19 protein-coding genes and 1 pseudogene are annotated in these 19,697 nt (G+C 66.3%); 2 read left to right on the top strand and 18 right to left on the bottom strand.

The window, feature by feature from the left end:
• Window positions 1-39 precede the first annotated feature (39 nt).
• Window positions 40-1,365 (top strand): sodium:proton antiporter, encoded by a 1,326-nt coding sequence (locus tag E6J58_22950; protein TMB32440.1) that lies wholly within the window; start codon window positions 40-42, stop codon window positions 1,363-1,365.
• Window positions 1,366-1,367: 2 nt separating this feature from the next.
• Here E6J58_22950 and E6J58_22945 read toward each other — a convergent pair whose 3' ends face one another.
• From E6J58_22945 to E6J58_22860, 18 genes and pseudogenes are all read right to left on the bottom strand, one after another.
• The gene (locus tag E6J58_22945; protein ID TMB32439.1) at window positions 1,368-2,594 is read right to left on the bottom strand and encodes a sodium:calcium antiporter; all 1,227 of its coding nucleotides are present in this window, start codon (window positions 2,592-2,594) and stop codon (window positions 1,368-1,370) included.
• A complete protein-coding gene (locus E6J58_22940) occupies window positions 2,591-4,174 on the bottom strand; it encodes a tripartite tricarboxylate transporter permease (GenBank protein TMB32457.1) in 1,584 nt (527 codons plus the stop codon). Before E6J58_22940 ends, E6J58_22945 begins: the two co-directional genes overlap by 4 nt.
• A 30-nt stretch (window positions 4,175-4,204) precedes the next feature.
• Window positions 4,205-4,672 (bottom strand): tripartite tricarboxylate transporter TctB family protein, encoded by a 468-nt coding sequence (locus E6J58_22935; protein TMB32438.1) that lies wholly within the window; start codon window positions 4,670-4,672, stop codon window positions 4,205-4,207.
• Between the two features lie 17 nt (window positions 4,673-4,689).
• A complete protein-coding gene (locus E6J58_22930; protein TMB32437.1) occupies window positions 4,690-5,670 on the bottom strand; it encodes a tripartite tricarboxylate transporter substrate binding protein in 981 nt (326 codons plus the stop codon).
• 182 nt (window positions 5,671-5,852) lie between these two features.
• Complete coding sequence (locus tag E6J58_22925) at window positions 5,853-6,749, bottom strand: pyruvate synthase (GenBank protein TMB32436.1); 897 nt, start codon at window positions 6,747-6,749, stop codon at window positions 5,853-5,855.
• Between the two features lie 104 nt (window positions 6,750-6,853).
• Window positions 6,854-8,086, bottom strand: coding sequence for a pyruvate ferredoxin oxidoreductase (locus E6J58_22920; protein ID TMB32435.1), 1,233 nt, complete (start codon window positions 8,084-8,086; stop codon window positions 6,854-6,856).
• Between the two features lie 12 nt (window positions 8,087-8,098).
• Window positions 8,099-9,277: a (4Fe-4S)-binding protein gene (locus E6J58_22915; GenBank protein TMB32434.1), complete on the bottom strand. Its 1,179-nt coding sequence runs from the start codon at window positions 9,275-9,277 to the stop codon at window positions 8,099-8,101.
• Window positions 9,277-9,999: a FadR family transcriptional regulator gene (locus tag E6J58_22910; GenBank protein TMB32433.1), complete on the bottom strand. Its 723-nt coding sequence runs from the start codon at window positions 9,997-9,999 to the stop codon at window positions 9,277-9,279. Before E6J58_22910 ends, E6J58_22915 begins: the two co-directional genes overlap by 1 nt.
• Before the next feature lie 111 nt (window positions 10,000-10,110).
• The gene (locus tag E6J58_22905; GenBank protein ID TMB32432.1) at window positions 10,111-11,130 is read right to left on the bottom strand and encodes a hypothetical protein; all 1,020 of its coding nucleotides are present in this window, start codon (window positions 11,128-11,130) and stop codon (window positions 10,111-10,113) included.
• A 156-nt stretch (window positions 11,131-11,286) separates the two neighbouring features.
• Window positions 11,287-12,030 carry a quinoprotein dehydrogenase-associated putative ABC transporter substrate-binding protein gene (locus E6J58_22900; protein ID TMB32431.1) on the bottom strand — a complete coding sequence of 248 codons (744 nt, stop codon included), beginning with the start codon at window positions 12,028-12,030 and terminating at the stop codon, window positions 11,287-11,289.
• A 1-nt stretch (window position 12,031) separates the two neighbouring features.
• Window positions 12,032-12,808: a heme-binding protein gene (locus E6J58_22895; GenBank protein TMB32430.1), complete on the bottom strand. Its 777-nt coding sequence runs from the start codon at window positions 12,806-12,808 to the stop codon at window positions 12,032-12,034.
• Window positions 12,805-13,797, bottom strand: a complete 993-nt coding sequence (gene coxB / locus E6J58_22890; GenBank protein TMB32429.1) for a cytochrome c oxidase subunit II — start codon at window positions 13,795-13,797, stop codon at window positions 12,805-12,807. Before coxB ends, E6J58_22895 begins: the two co-directional genes overlap by 4 nt.
• Window positions 13,794-14,231, bottom strand: a complete 438-nt coding sequence (locus tag E6J58_22885; GenBank protein TMB32428.1) for a c-type cytochrome — start codon at window positions 14,229-14,231, stop codon at window positions 13,794-13,796. Before E6J58_22885 ends, coxB begins: the two co-directional genes overlap by 4 nt.
• Complete coding sequence (locus E6J58_22880; protein TMB32427.1) at window positions 14,228-16,069, bottom strand: PQQ-dependent dehydrogenase, methanol/ethanol family; 1,842 nt, start codon at window positions 16,067-16,069, stop codon at window positions 14,228-14,230. Before E6J58_22880 ends, E6J58_22885 begins: the two co-directional genes overlap by 4 nt.
• A gap of 10 nt (window positions 16,070-16,079) precedes the next feature.
• Window positions 16,080-16,445, bottom strand: coding sequence for a c-type cytochrome (locus tag E6J58_22875; GenBank protein ID TMB32426.1), 366 nt, complete (start codon window positions 16,443-16,445; stop codon window positions 16,080-16,082).
• Window positions 16,442-16,792, bottom strand: a complete 351-nt coding sequence (locus E6J58_22870; protein TMB32425.1) for a hypothetical protein — start codon at window positions 16,790-16,792, stop codon at window positions 16,442-16,444. Before E6J58_22870 ends, E6J58_22875 begins: the two co-directional genes overlap by 4 nt.
• A complete protein-coding gene (locus tag E6J58_22865) occupies window positions 16,789-17,388 on the bottom strand; it encodes a heme-copper oxidase subunit III (GenBank protein TMB32424.1) in 600 nt (199 codons plus the stop codon). The genes E6J58_22870 and E6J58_22865 overlap by 4 nt, the downstream gene beginning before the upstream one ends.
• Window positions 17,385-19,315, bottom strand: a pseudogene (locus E6J58_22860) (cytochrome c oxidase subunit I). The gene E6J58_22865 and the pseudogene E6J58_22860 overlap by 4 nt, the downstream one beginning before the upstream one ends.
• Before the next feature lie 172 nt (window positions 19,316-19,487).
• On the opposite strand from E6J58_22860, the gene E6J58_22855 reads away from it, so the two are divergent.
• Window positions 19,488-19,697: hypothetical protein (locus E6J58_22855; protein ID TMB32423.1), on the top strand; the 210-nt coding region annotated here is incomplete at its 3' end.

The following is a 19,697-nucleotide window of genomic DNA, read 5'->3' as shown; positions in this document are numbered from 1 at the left end:
GCTGTGGACTGCAGCGAAAGCGCCGTCTAGGTTGCCCCGGTGCACGGCCTCCTGGCAGCGACCCCCAACGCACCGCACCTCGGGACCCTCCTTCCGCTCTGGAGCGTGGTCCCTTTCGCTGCCATGCTCGTTTGCATCGCGGTGCTGCCGCTGGCGGCCGGGAAGCTCTGGGAGTCCAACCTCAACAAGGCGGTCCTCAGCGCCGTGCTCGGCGTGCCCGTGGCGATCTGGACGGCCACGCTCGACCCCACGGCAGTGGTGCATGCCGCCAGCGAGTACGTGGCCTTCATCGTCCTGCTCGGAGCCCTCTTCGTCATCTCCGGAGGGATCGTCGTCCGGGGCACCCTCGCCGGAACTCCAGGCCTCAACGCCGTGCTGATCGCCATCGGAGCCGTGCTCGCCTCGGTGATCGGGACGACGGGCGCGTCGATGCTGCTCATCCGGCCGCTGTTGCGCGCCAACTCCATCCGCCTGCGGAAGGCGCACGTCTTCGTCTTCTTCATCTTCGTGGTCGCGAACGGCGGCGGCTTGCTGACGCCGATGGGCGACCCTCCGCTCTTCCTCGGCTTCCTCCGCGGCGTTCCCTTCACCTGGACGTTGCGGCTCTGGCGGGAATGGATGTTCGTCAACGGCATCCTGCTCGTCCTCTTCTACATCGTGGACTCGACGATCTTCCGCCAGGAGGACCTTGCCCGGCCCGGCGACCTGGATCGGATCGCAGTCAAGCACCAGGTTCCCCTGAGCATCGCCGGGAAGAGAAACCTGCTCTATCTGGGAGGCGTAGCGGCGGTGCTGCTGGCGTCCGGCACCCTGCGCTTGCACCCGTTGTTCCAGGACGCGGGCATGCTGGCCATGGCGGCGCTCTCCCTGTGGACCACCCCCAAAGGCCTGCGCGGCGAGAACGGCTTCGCCTGGGGCCCCATCCTGGAAGTGGCGGCGCTGTTCGCGGGCATCTTCGCCACCATGATCCCCGCTCTCGCCATCCTCAACGCCAGAGGCAGCGAGCTCGGGCTCCAGCACCCCTGGCAGTATTTCTGGGCCAGCGGCACGCTCTCCTCCTTTCTCGACAATGCGCCTACCTATCTGACCTTCGCTTCCGCGGCGAGCGGCACCGTAGGCACCAACTCGGAAAACCTGGGCGAGCTGCTGCTCAGCGAGCGCGGCGCCGCGCTGCTCGAGGCCATCTCCATCGGCTCGGTCTTCATGGGCGCCAACACGTACATCGGCAACGGCCCGAACTTCATGGTCAAGGCCATCGCCGAGCAGGGCGGGGTCCGGATGCCGGGCTTCTTCGGATACATGGCCTACAGCGTGGCCATCCTGATTCCGCTGTTCGTCGTCTTGACCTGGGTGTTCCTGCTCTGAGGTCAGGAGCGCGAGGTCAGCGCAGGGCCATTCGTCGCATGACCAGGACGGAGGCGACGGACGTCGAAGAACCCGCGGCGGTTATCCCGGTTCGTGATCAGGAACATCAGGGTGAGGGCGATATATCCGAACGAATAGACGTACCGCACGGCGGGCGAGGGAAAGAAGAGCTGGCTTCCGAAGAGGACCGCGATCACCAGCGCCTCGATCAGCGAGAAGCGCAAATTCGCGATCACCGCCACGCCGAACAGCGACTGCGCCGCGGTGAGGAGGACCTCCTCGACCTGCCGGCGATCGAGGGACATCGCCGTGGCTTGGCCGGAGGAGGCGGAGTATGCAAGGGGAAGCATTCCGATGAGCAGCGTCCACTGGTTCACCTTCGAGGAGATCAACGTACCGATGCTCGCGCCTGGATTGCCGCGCAGCGCAAAGAGAATGGCGACGATGAACTCCGGCGATTCGGAAGCCAGGGGAGCGATCCACTGGACGAGGATGAACTCCTCCACCCCGTAGGCCCGGCCCGTCGCCAGGAGACTCTCCGCGAACGGCTCTGCGGCCAGGCCGATGGTCAAACCCGCGATCGCGAACAAGGCGACCGTCGCGGACCGGCGTTGGAACTTGGGTAGCTCGCCCAGCAGCTCGGACGGCCCTCCCAGCTCGGGCTCCGACATTCCCGCGCGGGACGCGGAGACGACGTAGAACCCGAAGATGGCGAGCAGCACCGCCGTGTCGATCAGGGAGAGCGTGCCCTTGAGCGGGATGACGAAGGAGTACGCCGTCGCCAGCGTCAGGTACGAAATCTCCATGGAATGCGACGGCTCCAGCTCCACCGCTTTCTTTCGAGTCTTGAGCCAGTAGCACACCACCACTGCCGCCCAGCCGAAGCCGATCAGCAGCCGGTTCGCGCCGGTCATGTTTGCGGTGGCGTACTGCGTGTACGTGGGGTCCTTTCCCGCTTGCCAGGCGAAATACATGTCGACCGCGTACTCGGGCAGCACGGCAATCAGCGCCAGGAACGCGAGCGCCAGGCTCTGCGGGATGTCGACCTGCGCGACCTCCGCTGCCCAGGAGAGGAGGACCGCTGCCCCGAAGATGCCGACGCCGGAGAGAATCGCTACCCAGAGATGCGGGAGTTGCACGCCGGCAAGCCGCACGACGATCCATTGCAGGGCGACAAGACTGGCTGCGAGGAGCCAGAGGATGTGTCTCGTGCGCCTGGCAAAGCTCATCCTCCTTCCACCTTGGACCCGTCGACCTGGACGTTTTCAGGCAGCGGCGGCGCCGGTGACGCCGCCTCGCTTTCTTTCGCGATGCGCGCGCTCGCGGCCGGCCGCTTGCGGAATTTCTTCATCGCCGGCGAGACGAGCGGGAAGAGGAAGAGCGCGAGCGCGAGCAGCAGCAGAACGAGCGATACGGGTCGGGTGAAGAAAATGGACGGGTTTCCGCTGGAGAGGATCAGGCTGCGGCGGAACGAAGACTCTGTGTCGTCGCCCAGCACGATGGCGACCACCAGCGGCGAGAGGGGGTATCCGAACTTCTTGAACAGGAATCCGATCACGCCGAAGACCAGCACCATCCACATGGTGAAGAGCGTGTTGTTCTCGGTGTACCCGCCGATGTAACAGAGGAACACGATCAGCGGGACCTGGACGGTGAAAGGGATCTTGAGGATCTGGGTCCAGAGCGGGATTGCGAACAGGTTGAGGATCATCGAGAGCGTCGCCGCGATGTACATGCTGGCGATGAAGCCCCAGACGATCTCCGGGTGATCGATCATCAGCAAAGGCCCGGGCTGCAGGCCCCAGATCATCAGCGCGCCGAGGATCACCGCCGCCGTCGGCGAGCCGGGAATGCCGAGGGTCACCAGCGGGAGCAACGAGCCTACCTCAGCGGAAGACGCGGCTGACTCGGGCGCGACCACGCCCTCCAGCGCGCCGGTGCCGAACTTCTCCGGGTTCTTCGAAAAGCGCTTCGCCAGCCCGTAGCCGACGAACGAGGCCGGGGTAGCGCCGGTGCCGGGAAGGACGCCGATCCAGAACCCAATCAGCGTGGAGCGGAGGAACGTCTTCCAGTACCCCGCCATCTCCCTCAGGGCGCCGACGATGTCCGCAATCCGGACCTTCGCCTTCACCGCCGACTTCGTCATGATGTTCTCCTCCGCCGCGCGGAGGAGCTCGCCGATGCCGAACATGCCCACCACCACCACCAGGAACTTCACGCCCGCCAGCAGGTTGGTGGACCCGAAGGTGATGCGCGGCATGCCGGTGATGATGTCGACGCCGACGCCGGTGAGGATCAGTCCGATGAGCACGGAAATGCTGCTCTTGACCAGGCTCCCGCCTTCGAGCCCGGCCAACGCGGCATAGGCGAGGAGCATCACCGAGAAGTATTCCGGGGGTCCCCAGGTAAGGGCGTATTCGGCCAGCGGCCGGGCGAAGAAGGTGAAGAGGACGATGCACGCCGTTCCGGCGATGAACGCGGACAACGCCGACCCGGCGAGAGCGCGGGAGCCGTGCCCTTTCAGCGCCATCGGATACCCGTCGAAGGCGCTGGCGACCGACATCGGGGTGCCGGGGATGTTGAAGAGGATGGAGGTCACCGAGCCGCCGTAGATCGCCCCCATGTAGAGGCCGGAGAGAAAGATCAACCCGGTGGCGGGTGGAAGGCGGAAGACGATGGGCAGGAGCAGCGCCGCCCCTTGCGTGGGGCCCAGCGCGGGGATCACGCCGATAGTGGTCCCGACGATCACTCCCAGCGCGCCGGCGAGCAGGTTGACCGGGTGTACTGCAACCCCGAGGCCGTAGCTCAAATCATGAAGGGTCGTCCCCACGGTCCACTCTCAGTCGAGGTAGGGGATCTCGATGATCCCACGGGGAAGAGCGACCTGGAGAACGCGCTCGAAGAGATAGTAGCCGCTGATGGGGATGAGCAGGCTCATCGCGATGACCGCCGGCCAGCGGTGCTTGCCGATGAAGCGGAGGTACACGAAGAGGTAGGCGATCGACGCCAGGCGGAAGCCGACCAGGTAGGTGAGGACGAGCATGCCGGCGGCGGTCACCGTTACCTTCACCACCGACATCACGCCGGTCCGGTCGTGGAAGAACTTCGCCGCTCCCGGCGACGTCCGCACCGCCTGGACGAGCGCGATCACGCCGCAGACCGCGAGCAGCACTCCCAGCCAGAAGGGGAAGAACCCCGCCCCTGCCTGACCGTCGACCCACCTCGATCCGACATCGACCGCCTGCACCATCACCGCGACGGCGAAGGCGATGATGCCAAGCGCCATCAGGATCTGTCCCGTCCGCATGGCGAGGACCTCCCCGGCTATTTTTTCAGCAGGCCGCCCTTGCTCATCAGATCCTTGTGCAGGATCTCGGCTTGCTCGAGCCACTTGACGAACTCGGGGCCGGACATGAAGTCGTCCTTCAAGGCGTTGTCGGAAATGTATTTCTTCCAGTCCGCCGACTGGGTCACCTTCTTCATCAGTCCGACGTAGTAGTCCTGCACGTCTTTGGAGACGCCGGGCGCGGTGAAGATCCCGCGCAACATGAGATACGCGACGTCCTTGCCCGTAGCTTCCTTCATGGTGGGGATCTTGTCCCAATCGGGAAGCTTGATCCGCGAGCTGTCCAGCACCGCCAGCGGGCGCACGCGGTTCGCTTTCCAGTTGCCGACGCACTCGGAGGGGTTGTTGACGGTGGAGTCGACGTGCTTGCCGACCAGGTTGGTGCAGACCTCGCCGCCGCCCTTGAACGGCACATAGATCAGCTTGATTCCGAAATTCTGCTCCAGCTGGATGGTGAGGATCTGGTCCTCCTGGGCCGCCCCCGTGCCGCCCATCTTGAATTGTCCGGCCTTCGCCGCGTTGATGTAGTCCGTCGCGGTCTTGTACGGCGTCTCGCCGTTCACCCAGAGGATGAAGTAATCGAGCGCCAGCATGGAGACCGGCGTCAGGTCCTTCCAGTTGAATGGGACCCCGGTGTGCAGCGGCGTGGTGAAGAGGTTGGAGAGGGTGATGACGATGACGTGCGGATTGCCCTTGCTCTCCTTCACGTAGAGGAAAGCTTCCGCGCCCGCGCCTCCGGACTTGTTCGTGGGGAGAAAGGTCACTGGGGCGAGATTCTCCTTCTGGATGATGGCGGTGACGAACCGGGCCATCAGATCGGCCCCTCCCCCGGTGCCCGCGGGGATGACGAACTCGACCGGTTTCGTCGGCTGCCATGCGGCGGCAGCCCTCCGGGGAACGAGCACCACCGCCACGGCGAGGAGAAAGAGAGACCTTCCCATCCAGCCCAGCTGCCTCATGGTGTCCTCCCCGGATTTTTTCTGCAGGACGCGCGCGACCAGCGTCTGAGGGACGATGGTCCTGACGGACGATGGTCCTATTGGAGGCACAAGCCGAAGGTCGCGGTCAAGTCGGAGGGGGTTTCACCCCGACGGCGGGTCGCCGGCCGGACTCTTCCGACCGACGACCCGTTTCCTGAAGGTCAGGCTGGCGGACGATCCTCTTCCACCTGCATGCGGAAGGGAATCACTCCGGGCACGAGCCACTTGGTCCACATCTGGTCGATCTTGGACTGGAAGTACTCGATGTCGTCGTCGGTGAAGTGCGCGAAGCGCCCTTGCCGGTTCAGGTAGTCGCGTACCGGCACGCGCTTCAGCCTTCCGTCGGCGAGGTCGCGCGTCTTGCCCACGAGCCGCAGCACGCCGTTCTCCACCTCGTAGAGCGGCCACACGCCGCTCAGCACGGCCAGCTCACCCAGCTCGTGCGACTGCATCGGATCGTAGTCCCAGCCCTTGGGGCACGGATCGAGCGAGTGGATGAAGGTCGGTCCACCGATGGAGAGCGCCTTGCGCACCGAGTTCATCGCCAGCACGGGATAGGACATGTCCACCGTCGCCACGTAGCGGCACTCCGGGTGGCCGGCCGCCATCATCCCCGCCATGTTCTTCTTCCAGCGGTGGTGCATGATCCGCTTCTTGGTGCCCGGCGGGCTGAAGGTGGTGTGCGCGCCCCAGGGAGTCGAGCCGCTAAGCTGGATGTCCGTGTTGGCGTACGACTCGTTGTCGTACATGAGGATCAGGCAGTTGTAGTCGGGATGCGTGAGCGTGGCGGAGATGGCGGCAAGGCCCATGTCCGCTCCGCCGCCGTCGCCACAGAAGGCGATGACGTTGATGGGCTCCTCCTTCATCTTGCCCTTGCGCATCAGCGCCTTCAGCGCCGCGGCGGCGCCGAGCGCGGCGGAGCCGCTGGAGCCGAGCTGCGTGTGCATCCAGGGCACCACCCAGCTCGTCGAGTAGTAGGTGGTGTTGGCGACGTACATGCATCCGGTGCTGCCGAGCACGATGGTGCGCGGGCCCGCCGCCTTCACCATCATCTTCATCACCAGCGCCGACTCGCACCCCTGACAGGTCCGGTGTGTTGGGTGGGGCGCAGGTTGACGAGGTCCGCAAGCTCGCGCTCATTGATGGCCATGGTTTTCTCCCGTCACTCCCGCAGGCCGATCCACTGCGTCAAGGGCTGCGGCTTGCCGGCCGCGGCGGCGTAGACTTTGTCGGTCATGTTCTTCACGTCGGGCAGCGTCACCTCGCGGCCTCCCAGGCCGCAGATGAACGCGAGCAGCGGCGGGCGGTTCGCCACCGGGTACAGCGCGGCGCGCACTTCCGTCGCCAGCACGCCGCTGGAGTGCGGCGCGCCGAGCGAGAAGTCGCGGTCGATGATCCCCACCGCCTTGAACCGCGTTAGCGACTTCGCCAGCTCCTCGGCGGGGAAGGGGCGGAACCAGCGGACGCGGACGAAGCCGACCTTCTTGCCGTCTTTCCGCATCTCGCGGATCGCGACGCGCACCGGGTTCGACAAGGTGCCCATCCCGACGATCACCACGTCGGCGTCGTCGGTCATGTACTCCTCGAAGAACGGATTGCCGTAGTCGCGCCCGAAGATCTTCGTGAACTGCGTGTACGCTTCGCGGATGACTTGCGGAGAGCGCTCCATCCCCGCCGCCGTCTGGCGCCGGATCTCCATCAGCCAGTCCTCGTTGGCCTGCGGCGCGACGGTGATCGGATTGTCCGGATGCAAGAGCAGGTCACCGCGATCGTATCTTGGCAGGAACTGGTCAACCTTCGCCTGCGAGGGAATCTTCACGATCGCCTGCGAGTGGGTGAGGAAGGCGCCGTCGCAGGAGATGGCGCAGGGGAGGAAGACGCGGCGGTCCTCGGCCACCTTGTAGGCGATCAAGGCCGTGTCCAGCGCCTCCTGCGCGTTGTCCACCCAGACCAGTTGCCAGCCCAGGTCGCGGACGGCGAGGGCGTCGTTGTGTTCGACGCCGAAGGCGCCGGGATCGTCGAGGGCGCGGTTGCCGACCATCGCCACCATCGGGATGCGCAAGGCCGGCGTGACGGTGAGCGCCTCCATCGCGTACATCCAGCCCACGCCCGACGAGCCGCAGAACACGCGCGCGCCGCAGGCGCTGGCGTGCTTGACGATCTCGAACTGCGAGTGCTCGCCCTCGGCGATGATGTACTCGCAGTCCATCTCGCCGTTGGAGACGAGCTTGGCGATGTACTGCATCACGGTGTCGTAGGGCCGGATCGGATATCCGGTGATCACGTCGACGTCAGCCAGCTTGCAGGCGACGGCGATCGCCTCGCTGCCGGTGATCAGCGAGGTCTGGTCCGTTGCGGGCTTCTGCTCGGGGGTATGGGCAATCACTTCAGCCATGGCAGCCCTCTCTCAGCCCTGCCGGGCGAACTCGTTGGGAAGTTCTTGCTGGTACTGGCCGCGGAAGCGGAAGCCGTGCGACCGTTCCGGCCGATCCTTGATCCACTCGGCGAGGTGCGCTTCGTAGGCGGGCTTGTCAGTGCGCCACGCCTCCCACTGGCTGGCGTTGTCCGTGAATTGCGTCTCGTTCACCATCGTGACGCACTTCTCTACCGGGCAGACCGCCTCGCAGACGCCGCAGCCGCAGCAGGCTTCGAGGTTCGCGTCATAGAGCCCGTCGGGGGTGACGTCGAAGACGCTGTCCGGGCACTGCAACCAGCACAGCGTGCACTTGATGCACTTCTCGAAGTCGACCACCGGACGCATGGTGCGGGTCGCCCACTTCTTGAAGGTGGTGTTGCGGCCGGGACGCCACCCGCCTTCCTCGCCCGTGACCGGATCCTTCATCTGGCCGCCGAGGGGGATTCCGGGAATGGCGATTCCCTCGCGCATCTCGGTCCATTTCGGCATGTCGAACTTGTAGGGTTCCTCCGGGTTGCCCTGGTTGGGGTTGACCGTGACGGTGCTGACGCGCTCGAAGGCGCGAAGCGCGGAGGTGGCCTTCAGCTCGTTCTTCCATTCCTCGCGGATGGTCTCCTGCACCGAACCGAGGCTGAACAGCTCCGGAAGCACCCGGGCCATCACGCCGAGGACGCGCACGTCGGTGTGGTCGTCCTTGTAGACCCAGAGCCCGGAGAAGCTCGGCGTACCCTTGAGGACGGCGAGGTTGTACGGGGTCTCCTTGCGGTGGGCGAGCGGGATCAGCTGCTCCGGTTCCTTGAGCGAGGTGACGATCAGCGTCCCGCCGGGCTTGAGCAGCTTGTTGATGGGCTGCAGACCGTACCAGGCCCACGACTCCACGCCCTTGAAGAGGGTGTCATCGACGCAAATGCTGATGTCCACCTCCTTCGGCTCGTATTTCGCCTTGCCCTCCTCCAGCGTGAGCTCGTCGCTGGCCACGATGGCGAAATACTTGGCGGGGATTCCGTTGCGCTCGGGGCTGTCGCCGTAGCGCCCGAACGAGATGCCCGGCTTTCCTTCCTTGTGCGCCGCGAGCACGATGGCGCGGCTGATGTTCGCGGCGAGCTTCTTCTGGAAGATGCCCCGGTAGACGATCTCCACTGCGAAAAGACGGCCCATCTCCACCTCCATCAAATCTGACGCATCAGGATTGCCTCGATCTCGCTCAAGTGCTGCTTGACTGCCTTCTCCGCCGCCGCCGGATCTCGGCGCTTGATGGCGCGCAGGATGCGCCGGTGGCCCGCGTACGAGCGTTCGAGGCGCCCGGGGACCTGCAGCGACCGGGCGCGGCTCTCGCGCAAGAGGTCCATCAGCACGTCGAGGACGCGGTGCAGGACGCTGTTGCGGGCGGCGAGCGCCAGCGCGTAGTGGAACTGCGAGTCCTCCTCCATGGCGGGCTCGCCGCGGCGCATCTTCTCCTCCTGGCGGCGGAGGATCTCCGCCAGCTCCTCGACCTCGTCCTCGCTGGCGTTGCGGGCGGCGCGCGCAGCCAGCGCCGGCTCGATGATTCGCCGGACGTCGAGGAGCTCCGCGACCATCTCGCGCTTGCGGGTGAGGACGCTGGCGAGAGGCACCACCAGCGAGTCGGTGGAGAGATCGCGCACCACCGTGCCGTGGCCCTGCCGCGGTTCGAGGATGCCCATCACCTCCAGCGTCCGCACCGCGTCCCGGACCGAGCTGCGCCCTACGCCGAGGCGGACGGCCAGGTCGCGCTCCGGCGGGAGCAGATCGCCGGGCTTCAGCGCACCCTCCGAGATCAGCCGGCGGATCTGCTCGGCCACCTGCTCGTAGCGGCGGACCTTGCGGACCGTCTCGAACTGGTGCGCGCTGGAGGAGTCACGGGGCGGAGGCATTGGTCTGACCTTCAGGGGGTCTGATCATCAGACCATTGGAGCCTTGTCAAGACGAATCGCGGCAAAAGCGAAGGGGGCGGCCCTTCGTCTCAATTCACCGATGCGGCTCAGTCAGCGGCTGCGGCGCGCCCAGGTCTGTCCCGCGAACGCATTGTCGAGCAGCTTCGCCACGGCCTTCACGTCTGCGGGATCCTCGTCGGCGGTCACTGCTTTCGACCAGAGCAGCCGACCGGTGGCCCGGTCGAGCAGGTCGAGCTGCACGGACGTCTTCGGACCTTCGAAGAACCCACGATCCTCGACCGGGAAGTTCACCGCTTGCGCGAGCGGAGGGAGCTGCAGGGCGACGCCGGCGAGGGGTTCGGTCTCGGGCGGCGGCGGCTCGGAGAGATCCGCAGGGTCGTCAAATGGGGCATCCGGCGAGAGGGGTGGCGGAGCGTCGGCCGCATACCACGCGTCTTCGACGGGCTCCGGCGCAAGGACGAGAGGCCGCGGAGGGATCCAGAAATCGAAGTAGAAGCCGATGAACACCGGCGAAGGCCGGTAGTACCTCGCCACGGGGTAGCCTGGCGCGGGATACCTCGGCATCGGGGACCTGGGCAGCGGCGTCACCCGCGCGACCTGAGGCGCGACCTTGGGTGACGACACCGGAACGACGCGGGGCTTCACGGCGACCGGCGCCGCCTTCGGCGTCGGCGCCTTCGCGCCCTTGCCGACCGACGACGAGCCCTTGCTCCCGCTCACGGCAAGGATGACCACCGCGGCGACGACCACTACGAATCCGGCGACGATGCCGACTTTCGCCCACGTCTGCTGGCTGTGACGCGCCTCGGTGAGCGCAACGGCGCGCTCGCGGACGAACAGCACCGCGTCGGTCGCCCCCGCGGCATCGGAGGCAATCTCCCTGGCGGAGAGCGCCGTCGCCAAGGCCCCACGGGCCTGCGCATCGAGGCTCGCCGCCAGCTCCGGCGGGACCGGATCGGAGCTCTCGATAAAGAGGTCGACGATCGGCGGCGCGATCACGCCGGCGCTGTCCGCGGGCTCCGCGGGCGCAGTGGCCGGAACGCGCACGGTCGCGCAACCGAACACGAGCAGGGTGAGCAGCGCAATCGTTTTGAGCGGCACGGGGTTCACACGGGGTTCACTTTAACCTCGGACTTGCGGCCTCTGTTCCCAACCACGCCCTTGGCCAACTCGCCCGGGGGGAGTCCGAGTGCTCACTACGCAACTCGCCCCCGGGCGAGTTCAAGTGTCCACCAACCCAACTCACCCCGGGGCGAGTCGGTCCGGTCAGGGCACGCGAGGGATCCCGTACCGCGCGAGAATTGCGTCGATTTCTTGTTTGCGACGCGAAAGCGCCGCATCGAGGAGGCGGCGGAGCCGATCGTCCCCCCTCTTCACGCCGACAGCGATGTCGAACACAAACGATACGGGCGGATCATCCGCCGGCGATACGGGCACGACCTCCAACGGCACGTCCGCAGTCCGCGCGTACCATCCACCGAGCGGACCCCAGACCACCGCCACGTCCACGTCGCCTTTACGCACCGCGTCCAGGATGGGCGTCAGCGGCGCCGGCTGCGAATAGTCGCCATAGACGGAGAAACCGACCACGTTCCTGGCCAGCCCCCGCTTGCCAAGCGCATGCGCAGGTGGCGTGTTCGCGTAGTCATCGCCGACCATCTGCACCCCGATGCGGAGCGCGCGCAGCGACTCGTCGTCGAAAGAGTGCAGCGAGATCCCCCGATCCTTCCGGTACACGAACACGTAGCTCGACCGGTACCAGGGCCTCGTCGACAGGGTCCGCCCGTAACCCGCCGGAACCTCCATCATCACATCGCACTTGTCCGCGCCCATGGTGTTGCGGACGAAGCCGCGCCGCTGCGGCAGCCAGGTGTACCGAAGCTCCGCGCCCAGCTCCCGCGCCATCATCCGCGCCATCGCGTTCTCGAAGCCCTCGCCGGCGCGGTTGGAGAAAGGCATGTTGTTCGGGTCCGCGCAGACGCGCAGGACCAGCGCGAGCAAGAGCGCCATCTCAGTAGCCTTTCGCGGGAGGCTCCTCGCCGATCTTCTTTCCGTTGCGCCAGGTGTGCATGCAGAGCGGGTGAGTGAAGACGCTCTCCTTGTCGGCCTTGGTGTACTGGATGTCGTCGGCGAAGGCGCCGCCTGCGGGGTTGAAACCGGCCTTGTCGCGGATGCGCTTGGCGATCTCGTGATCGGCGCAGGGAGTGTCGCCGCTCGCGCCCAGGCCGCCGACCTTGGTGTTGCCCTTGTAGAGAGGAACGCCGCCGCCGAAGGCAATGGTGCCGCCGCAGACCTTGCCCTTCTGCTTGCCGTGATCCTCCGGCTTGACCAGGCATTCGGAATTGAGCGGGTTTCCGTTCGCGGCACCCCACAGCGAATGGCCGGGCAGGCTCATGGTGTACAGCCGCGCGGTCGACATCGGCACCGAGTCGGTGCTGAACGCGTTGGCCGTATACGCCTTGGCGATGGCGATGGCCTGGCTTCCTGGCCAGGCGGCGGTCGGATCGTCGGTGGAGACGACCACCGCGCAGACCTGACCCGACCGATCGACGACGGCCGCCCACTCGAACTTCCCCGACGCCATTCCGCCCACCTCCGCCTGTGCGGGTGCGTCCTTGAGCAGCTTGCGCAGATCATCCGCCGAAGGAACGTCCGCGCATCCGCCTCCCCTGCGCTCCCCCGGTACATCCTGCTTTTCCTTCGCCGCGCCCTCTGTCGTCCGGGGAACGCCTGCCTGCGCGATCAGCAGCGCCGCGACAATGGAAATCATGGGTCGTCCTTTCCTCATTTGAGCATCTGGAGGTACGCCACGAGGTCGTGCAGCTCCTGTCCGCTGAACTGGTTGAGCGGCGGCATCTGCGCACCCGGCTTCAGCGAGGGAGCATTGACGACCCAGGCGTGCAGATTCGCCAGATCGCGCGGCAACCAGGCTGCGATCGTCGACCGGGTCGCCAGGTGGGTCAGGTCGGGTCCCACCGTTCCCCGCGCGTCCGTGCCGCGGACGGTATGGCAGAGCACGCAGGGACCGCCGAGGAAGATCTGCTTTCCCCTGCGCGTCTCTTCCGTATCCGGCTGCCGCGCGGGCTTGCGCTGCTGCGCGAGCCATTTGCCGTAGTCCTCCGGCGCGTCCGCCACCACCACGAACTTCATGTGCGCGTGCTGCAAGCCGCAGAACTCGGCGCACGCTCCGGCATAGCGCCCCGGCTGGTCCGCCTGGAGCCGGATGAAATTTCGCATCCCCGGAATCAGATCGACCTTCCCGTGCAGACGCGGCGCCCAGAGCGAGTGGATGACGTCGTACGAGAGCAGCTCGAGATCCACCGGCCGGCCGGCGGGGATATGGATCTCGTTGGCGGTGACGAACACCTGGTTCAGGTCTTTCGAGAGGTAGTGCATCTCCCACCACCACTGATGCCCCACGACCCGGATCTCGGGCGCCGCATGCTGCTGATGATCGACGGGAAAGGCGTTCATCGTCCGAAGCGTTGCGATGAATACCGCCGTGAAGGCGGCGCCAGGGACGACGAAGCCGCCATATGCGACCCAGCCTTTGCCCCCGCCCGCGTCGGGCGCGGCGTGCTCGGCCAGCGTCCCGGTCTTGCGAAGGGCCACCCAGATGAGGAGGGCCCACATCACCGCCGAGATGATGATGAAGAACACGAGCACCGGCGAGCCCAGGTCCGCGAGCTTCCGCGCCGCCGGTCCGGCCGGCGAAAGGGCGTCGAGGTCCGACGCGCAGCCGCTTGCGAGCACCACCAGGAACGGAGCGCGTCTCATCTCGGCGGCTCCGGCTCGTCGCGCGTGCGCAGCGACTGGATGTACGAGGTGAGCGCCCAGATGTCGCGGTCGGGAAGCCGCGTCCCCCAAGCCGGCATCCCGTGCGCACGCCCCTCGGCGATGGAGTTGAAGATCTTCCCGGGCGTGTTCCCATACAGCCAGATCTCGTCACGCAGGCTCGGACCCATGCCGCCGCCGGCGTGGCCGCCGTGGCACCCCTCGCAGTTGTACTGGCGGAAGAGCCGCCGGCCTTCCTGAAGCACGTTGCGATCCATGCCGCGCGGGTTTTTCGCCACCGGAAGATCGCCCACGCCAGGAATGGGTCCGACTGCCTGACGTACGACGGACCGCTGCCCGTCCGGGGCCGTGTCGGGCGGCCTGGCGCAGGCGCACGACGCCGCCACAACCATCCACGCGCGCAGCGCCGACTTCATGGTGACAGCCCGAACACGTAAAGGGTCCCGCCCGGCGCGGTCATCTTCTTGATCTCCTTCATCGCCCCGACGACGCCGAGCGCGGCGTAGGGGTCGTCCGCCGAGATGTCCGGCTGCGCCACCGCTCCCATCCAGCCGCCGACGCCGGAATAGACGGCGACGTACTGCTTCTTGTCCGGACCGACGTACGTCATCGGGTTGCCGACGATCCCGGAGCCGGTCTGCTGCTTCCAGAGGACGGTGCCGGTGCGCGCGTCGGCGGCCTCGAACCAGCCGTCCATCGTCCCGAAGAAGACGAGATCGCCGCCCGTCGCCAGCACGCCGCTGTAGATGGGCAGCTTCTCGTCGCGGATCCCCCAGATCTTCCTGGCCTTCAGCGGATCCCAGGCGACGAGCTCGCCTTGATACCCGCCCGGACCGGGATACATCTTCACGCTCGCGCCCAGATACGGCGTGCCGGCGATGTAATTCGCCTCGACCCCTTCGTAGTTCATGCAGGTGTTGTGCGCCGGGATGTAGAGCAGGCCCGTGCGTGGCGAGAACGCCGAAGGAATGAATTCCTTGCCGCCGGTCGAGGACGGGCAGATGTCCTCCACCACCTCTCCCATCTTCGTGTGCTTCGACTCGACCTCGCGCGCTTTGCCGGTCGAAAGATCGTAGCCGGTGGCCCAGTTCACCGGCTGGAACGGCTCCGCCGAGAGCAACTCGCCGGTCTCGCGGTCGAGCACGTACATGTATCCGGTGCGTCCAGGATACAGCACCAGCTTGCGCATCTTCCCGCGCCATTCCAGGTCGACGAGGACGCTCTCCATGATCTCGTCGTAGTCCCAGTGATCGTGCGCGGTGACCTGGTATGCCCAGCGCGCCTCGCCGGTGTCGGGATTGCGGGCGAAAAGCGTGCAGGACCACTTGTTGTCGCCGGGTCGCAGGTCCGGGTTCCAGACGCCGGGATTCCCGGTGCCGTAGAAGATCAGGTTCAGCTCCGGATCGTAGGAGATCCATCCCCAGACGTTGCTTCCGCCGAGCTTCCACTGGTCGCCGGTCCAGGAAGTCGCGCCCAGGTCATTGCCCCGGTCCTTGGCGTAAAACGGCTTGAAGCTTGCGCCGATGAGGACGTCCTTGTCGGGGCCGGTATTGTAGGCGCGCCAGCGCTCCTTCCCCGTCTTCAGGTCGAGCGCAGCAATCCATCCGCGCACGCCCAGCTCGCCGCCGCTGGACCCGACCAGCACCTTGTCCTTGACCACCAGCGCCGCCATGGTGGTGGTCTCGCCGATGTCGATGTTGCCCACCCGCGTGCGCCAGACTTCCTTGCCCGTCTGCGCATCGACCGCCACCGTCGTCGCGTCGAGCAGATTGTAGACGATCTTTCCCTCGCCGTACGACGCCCCACGGTTGACGAGGTCGCAGCAGGCGATACCCACCGCCCGCGGATCAGGGTGCGGCTCGTAGAGGAATTTGAGCTGGCCGCCCGGCTTCGTCAGATCCACGGCGATCAGGTTGTTGGGGAACGGCGTGACCGCGTACATCGTGTGCCCGACCACCAGCGGCGATCCTTCGTGGCCGCGCGGCACTCCGGTCTGCAGCGCGGTGATCATCTTGAGGTTGCCGACGTTCCCGGCATCGATCTGCGCGAGGGGACTGAAGCGCGTATGCGCGTAGTCGCCGGCGGGAATCCGCCACTCGCCGTTCGCCAGCGGGGCGATCAGCCGGACGTTCGGCTTCGCACCCTGCACCGAGAGCGTCGTCACCGGCCCTTCCCGCTCGGTACGCAGGGATTTCTCCTCCTTGCGACATCCAAGCGCGAGCAGCGCGAGCAGCAGCACACATCGGATGCGCATCGGTCCTCCGTTACCGCAGCGTGTAGAGGTACGCCGCCACGTCGCGCGCCTCGTTCTCGTCGAGCCCCAGCGCGGGCATCGCGTTGCCCGGGTCGATCTGGTGTGGGTTCCGGATCCAGCGGACGAGGTTGTCCGGCGTATTCGGAACCTGGCCGGCGATGTACGTGCGCAGGGCAAACTGCGTCAGCGGCGCCGCCACCACTCCCCTTGCGCCGCGGATTCCGGGAATGGCGTGGCAGGCGCCGCAGTGTCGATCGACGATGGCCTGTTCGCCGCGTTGCGGATCGCCACCGGTTTCGACTGGCGCGTACGGCGGAGTACCGAAGCTGCCCCGGCAGCCGCCGGCAACCAGCAGCAAGAGCGCCGCGCGCTTCATCGCATTTCTCCGCAAGCGCTTAGCATCAGCGCCGGCAGCCCGGCGAGGAGCACGCCCAGGATGAGGGTCGAGCCGACTACGAGCCCGACCATCGACAGGTAATGGATGCGCTCCGGATCTCCGTTGCCGCCATGCCGCCGCCGGACCGCGACGGTCAACCCCGGTACGCTCACCGCCAGCGCGATCAGCGTGGCGAATGCGACCGTCCAGCGCGCGGTGGACAGCGACCACGGCTGTGCCGTGCCGGGACACGCGTGGGAGGCGGCGAACCAGCCGAAGAGCCCCTGCGCCGCCCAGACAAGAGGCGGCAGCGCGACAGCGAGCGTGAGGCGGGTGCGGGTCGTCATCGGATCGACCGGGTGAAATGAGGAAGCACGTAGATGAGCGCCACGATGAGGACCCACACCACGTCGACGAAATGCCAGTAGAGCGCCACGTTGTGCAGTGGCCGGTGCGGCGTGTGCTCCCGGGGGTCGAGCCTGGGCAGCAGCAGCGCGAAGAGCAGCATCGAGAGCCCGATCGCCAGATGCGCGCCGTGGAAGCTGGTCAGCGTGTAGAAGACGGAGCCGTACGCGTTCTGCACCGGGCTTAGCTCCTGCAGGCGCTCGCGGTATTCGCTGACCTGCACGCCGACGAAGACGAACCCCAGCACGATGGTGACCGCGAGCAGCCCACGCGTAGAAGCGGCGTCGCCCTTCTTCAGCCGGTGCTCGGCCGCATAGAGGACCGCGCTGCTCGCCAGCAGGATGACGAGCATCACCATCGCCTTCATCAGCTTGGGAGGCTCGAGTGGCCACTCGGGATGCCGGTGCCCGACGTAGAAGTAGGCGAAGAAGAGGCAGACAAATACCAGCGCTTCGCTGGCGATGAATAGCCACATTCCCAGCGTGCCGCGGCTGTCGTCGAGCGGCAGCGCATGCGCACGCAAAGCAGTAGTGCTCATCTCGCCTGCTCCACCTTGCGTCGCTGTTCGTGGGTGTCCGGATGCTCGGCGGTCTCCGCGTGGCGCGGCCACATCCAGAGCGCGGCGACCACCGTTGCGACGGTGGTGAACGCACCGGCCAGACGCAGCGACTGGGCGAGCACCGCCAGAAGCGTCGCAGTCAGCGCCAGCGCCATCAAGAGCGGCATCACGCTCTCCGGCTCGCCGCTCGACACCGACTCGGCCTCCGCCTCGAACGGGGTGGTGGAGAGCGTCTGGCGCCCGTGATCGAGGACGCGCGCACCCTCCGGGTCGTGGAACTCGTCGTGATCGTCCCAAAGCGGATGCAGTGTCGCGACGGTCGGCAGATGCGTGAACGCGTGCGCCTTCGGCGGAGAGGTCGTCGCCCACTCCAGCGAGTCCGCGTTCCAGGGATTGTTTCCCGCAGTCCGGCCGCCGCGCAGCGAGAGGAAGAAGTTGATCAAGCTGAGGAGGATTCCCAGCCCGAGCACGAATGCGCCTGCGGTGGTGACGGCATTGAGGCCGGTGATCCCATCGGCCGCCTCGAACGTGTACATGCGACGCCGCATCCCGAGCAGGCCGCTCATGTGCATGGGGAAGAATCCGACGTTGAACCCGGCGAACATCACCCAGAAGCTCCATTTGCCCAAGCGCTCGCCGAGCATCCGGCCGGTGATCTTCGGTAGCCAGTAGTAGAAGGCGGCGAAGACCGGAAAGACGTTCGCGCCGATCAACACGTAATGGAGGTGCGCGACGACGAAGTAGGTGTCGTGCACCTGCCAGTCCAACGGGATCACCGCGGTGACCACTCCGGAGAGTCCGCCCATCACGAACGTGGCGATGAACCCGAGCGCGAACAGCAGCGAGGTTGTGCGCACCGGCCGTCCGGCCCAGAGCGTGGCGATCCAGGCGAAGATCTGGATGGTGGAGAAAAGCGAGATGGTCATGCTGGCGGCGGCGAAGAAGCTCATCGCCATCTGGTTCATTCCGATGGCGAACATGTGGTGGACCCAGACGCCCATCCCCACGATGCCGGTGAGCACGGTGGAAGCCGCGACCCAGGGATAGGCGACGATGGGACGGCGGGCGAAGACCGGCAGCACCATCGAGATCATCCCCGTAGAGGGGAGGAAGACGATGTAGACCCAGGGATGGCCGAAGAACCAGAAGAGGTGCTGCCAGAGGACGGTATCGCCGCCGGCGCGCACGTCGAAGAAATGGAAGTTCCACTGCCGGTCGAGCTCGAGAAATACGCACGCCACCGCCAAGGCCGGCATGGCGAGGATGGAGAGAAACGCCGTCGTCCCCGTGCTGTACAGAAACAGCGGCATGCGCGAGATGCTCATCCCCGGCGCCCGATGCTTGAAGATGGTGGTTACGAAGTTGATGGCAAGTCCAGGTTGTACGAGGGATCGTAGCGCCGGTTGCTGAGCGGAACGTAGGAGAACCACCCTGTGTCGGGCGCCTGCCCGATGAAGACGCTGGCGTAGAGCAGCAGCCCGGAGAGCAGGAACGCCCAGTAGCTGAAGGCGTTCAGCCTGGGGAACGACATGTCCCGCGAGCCGATCAGGAGCGGCACGAGATAGTTGCCGAAACCGGAGAGAACGGGCGCGGCATACCAGAGGAGCATCGTCGCGCCGTGCATGGTGAAGTACTGGCCGTATGCCTCCGGCGAGAGCACGTCGCGCTCGGGACCAGACAGCTGGATGCGCATCACCAGCGCTTCGACGCCGCCGACGACCAGGAAGACCATGGCGGTGACGAGGTACCGCATGCCGATCCGCTTGTGGTCGACGGTCCCCAGCCATCCGAACAGCGTATGCGGCGCTTCCCAGATCTTCTCGAGGCTCGCTTCCAGCTCCTCGTCCGAGCTTTTCGGGCTGCCTTCGGCCGGCAAGGCCTCCTGCCGTCGCGCGGGTCGGCTCATGCGCCCGAGGAGAGCAATGGCAACTCGCACGCCACAAGCGACAGATCGCGCAGATCGTTTGTGCTCAAACATTCTCCGCGGGCCGCTACCTGCGTCAGAATACGTAGGCAGTGGCCAGAACGCCGACAGCAACGCCGCGGGCGCATCGGCATCGTTGCGGGGGAGGCTTTCGATGAGCTGGACGATGCCCGACGAACCGTTTGTGGATCGCGATGCCGCCTCGCCGGTCGAGACGGTGATCCTTCCGCGCACGCGAGATCTGGGCGGCTTCACGGTCCGGCGGGCGCTCCCCTCGATGCGGCGGCGCATGGTCGGTCCCTTCATCTTCTTCGATCAGATGGGACCCGCGGTGTTCCGCGGGGGCGAGGGGCTGGACGTCCGG

It is taken from the genome of Deltaproteobacteria bacterium, from assembly GCA_005879535.1.
In the GTDB taxonomy this organism is placed as follows: Bacteria; Myxococcota; Myxococcia; order Myxococcales; family 40CM-4-68-19; genus 40CM-4-68-19.
This window is presented reverse-complemented; position numbering and strand designations above follow the sequence as displayed.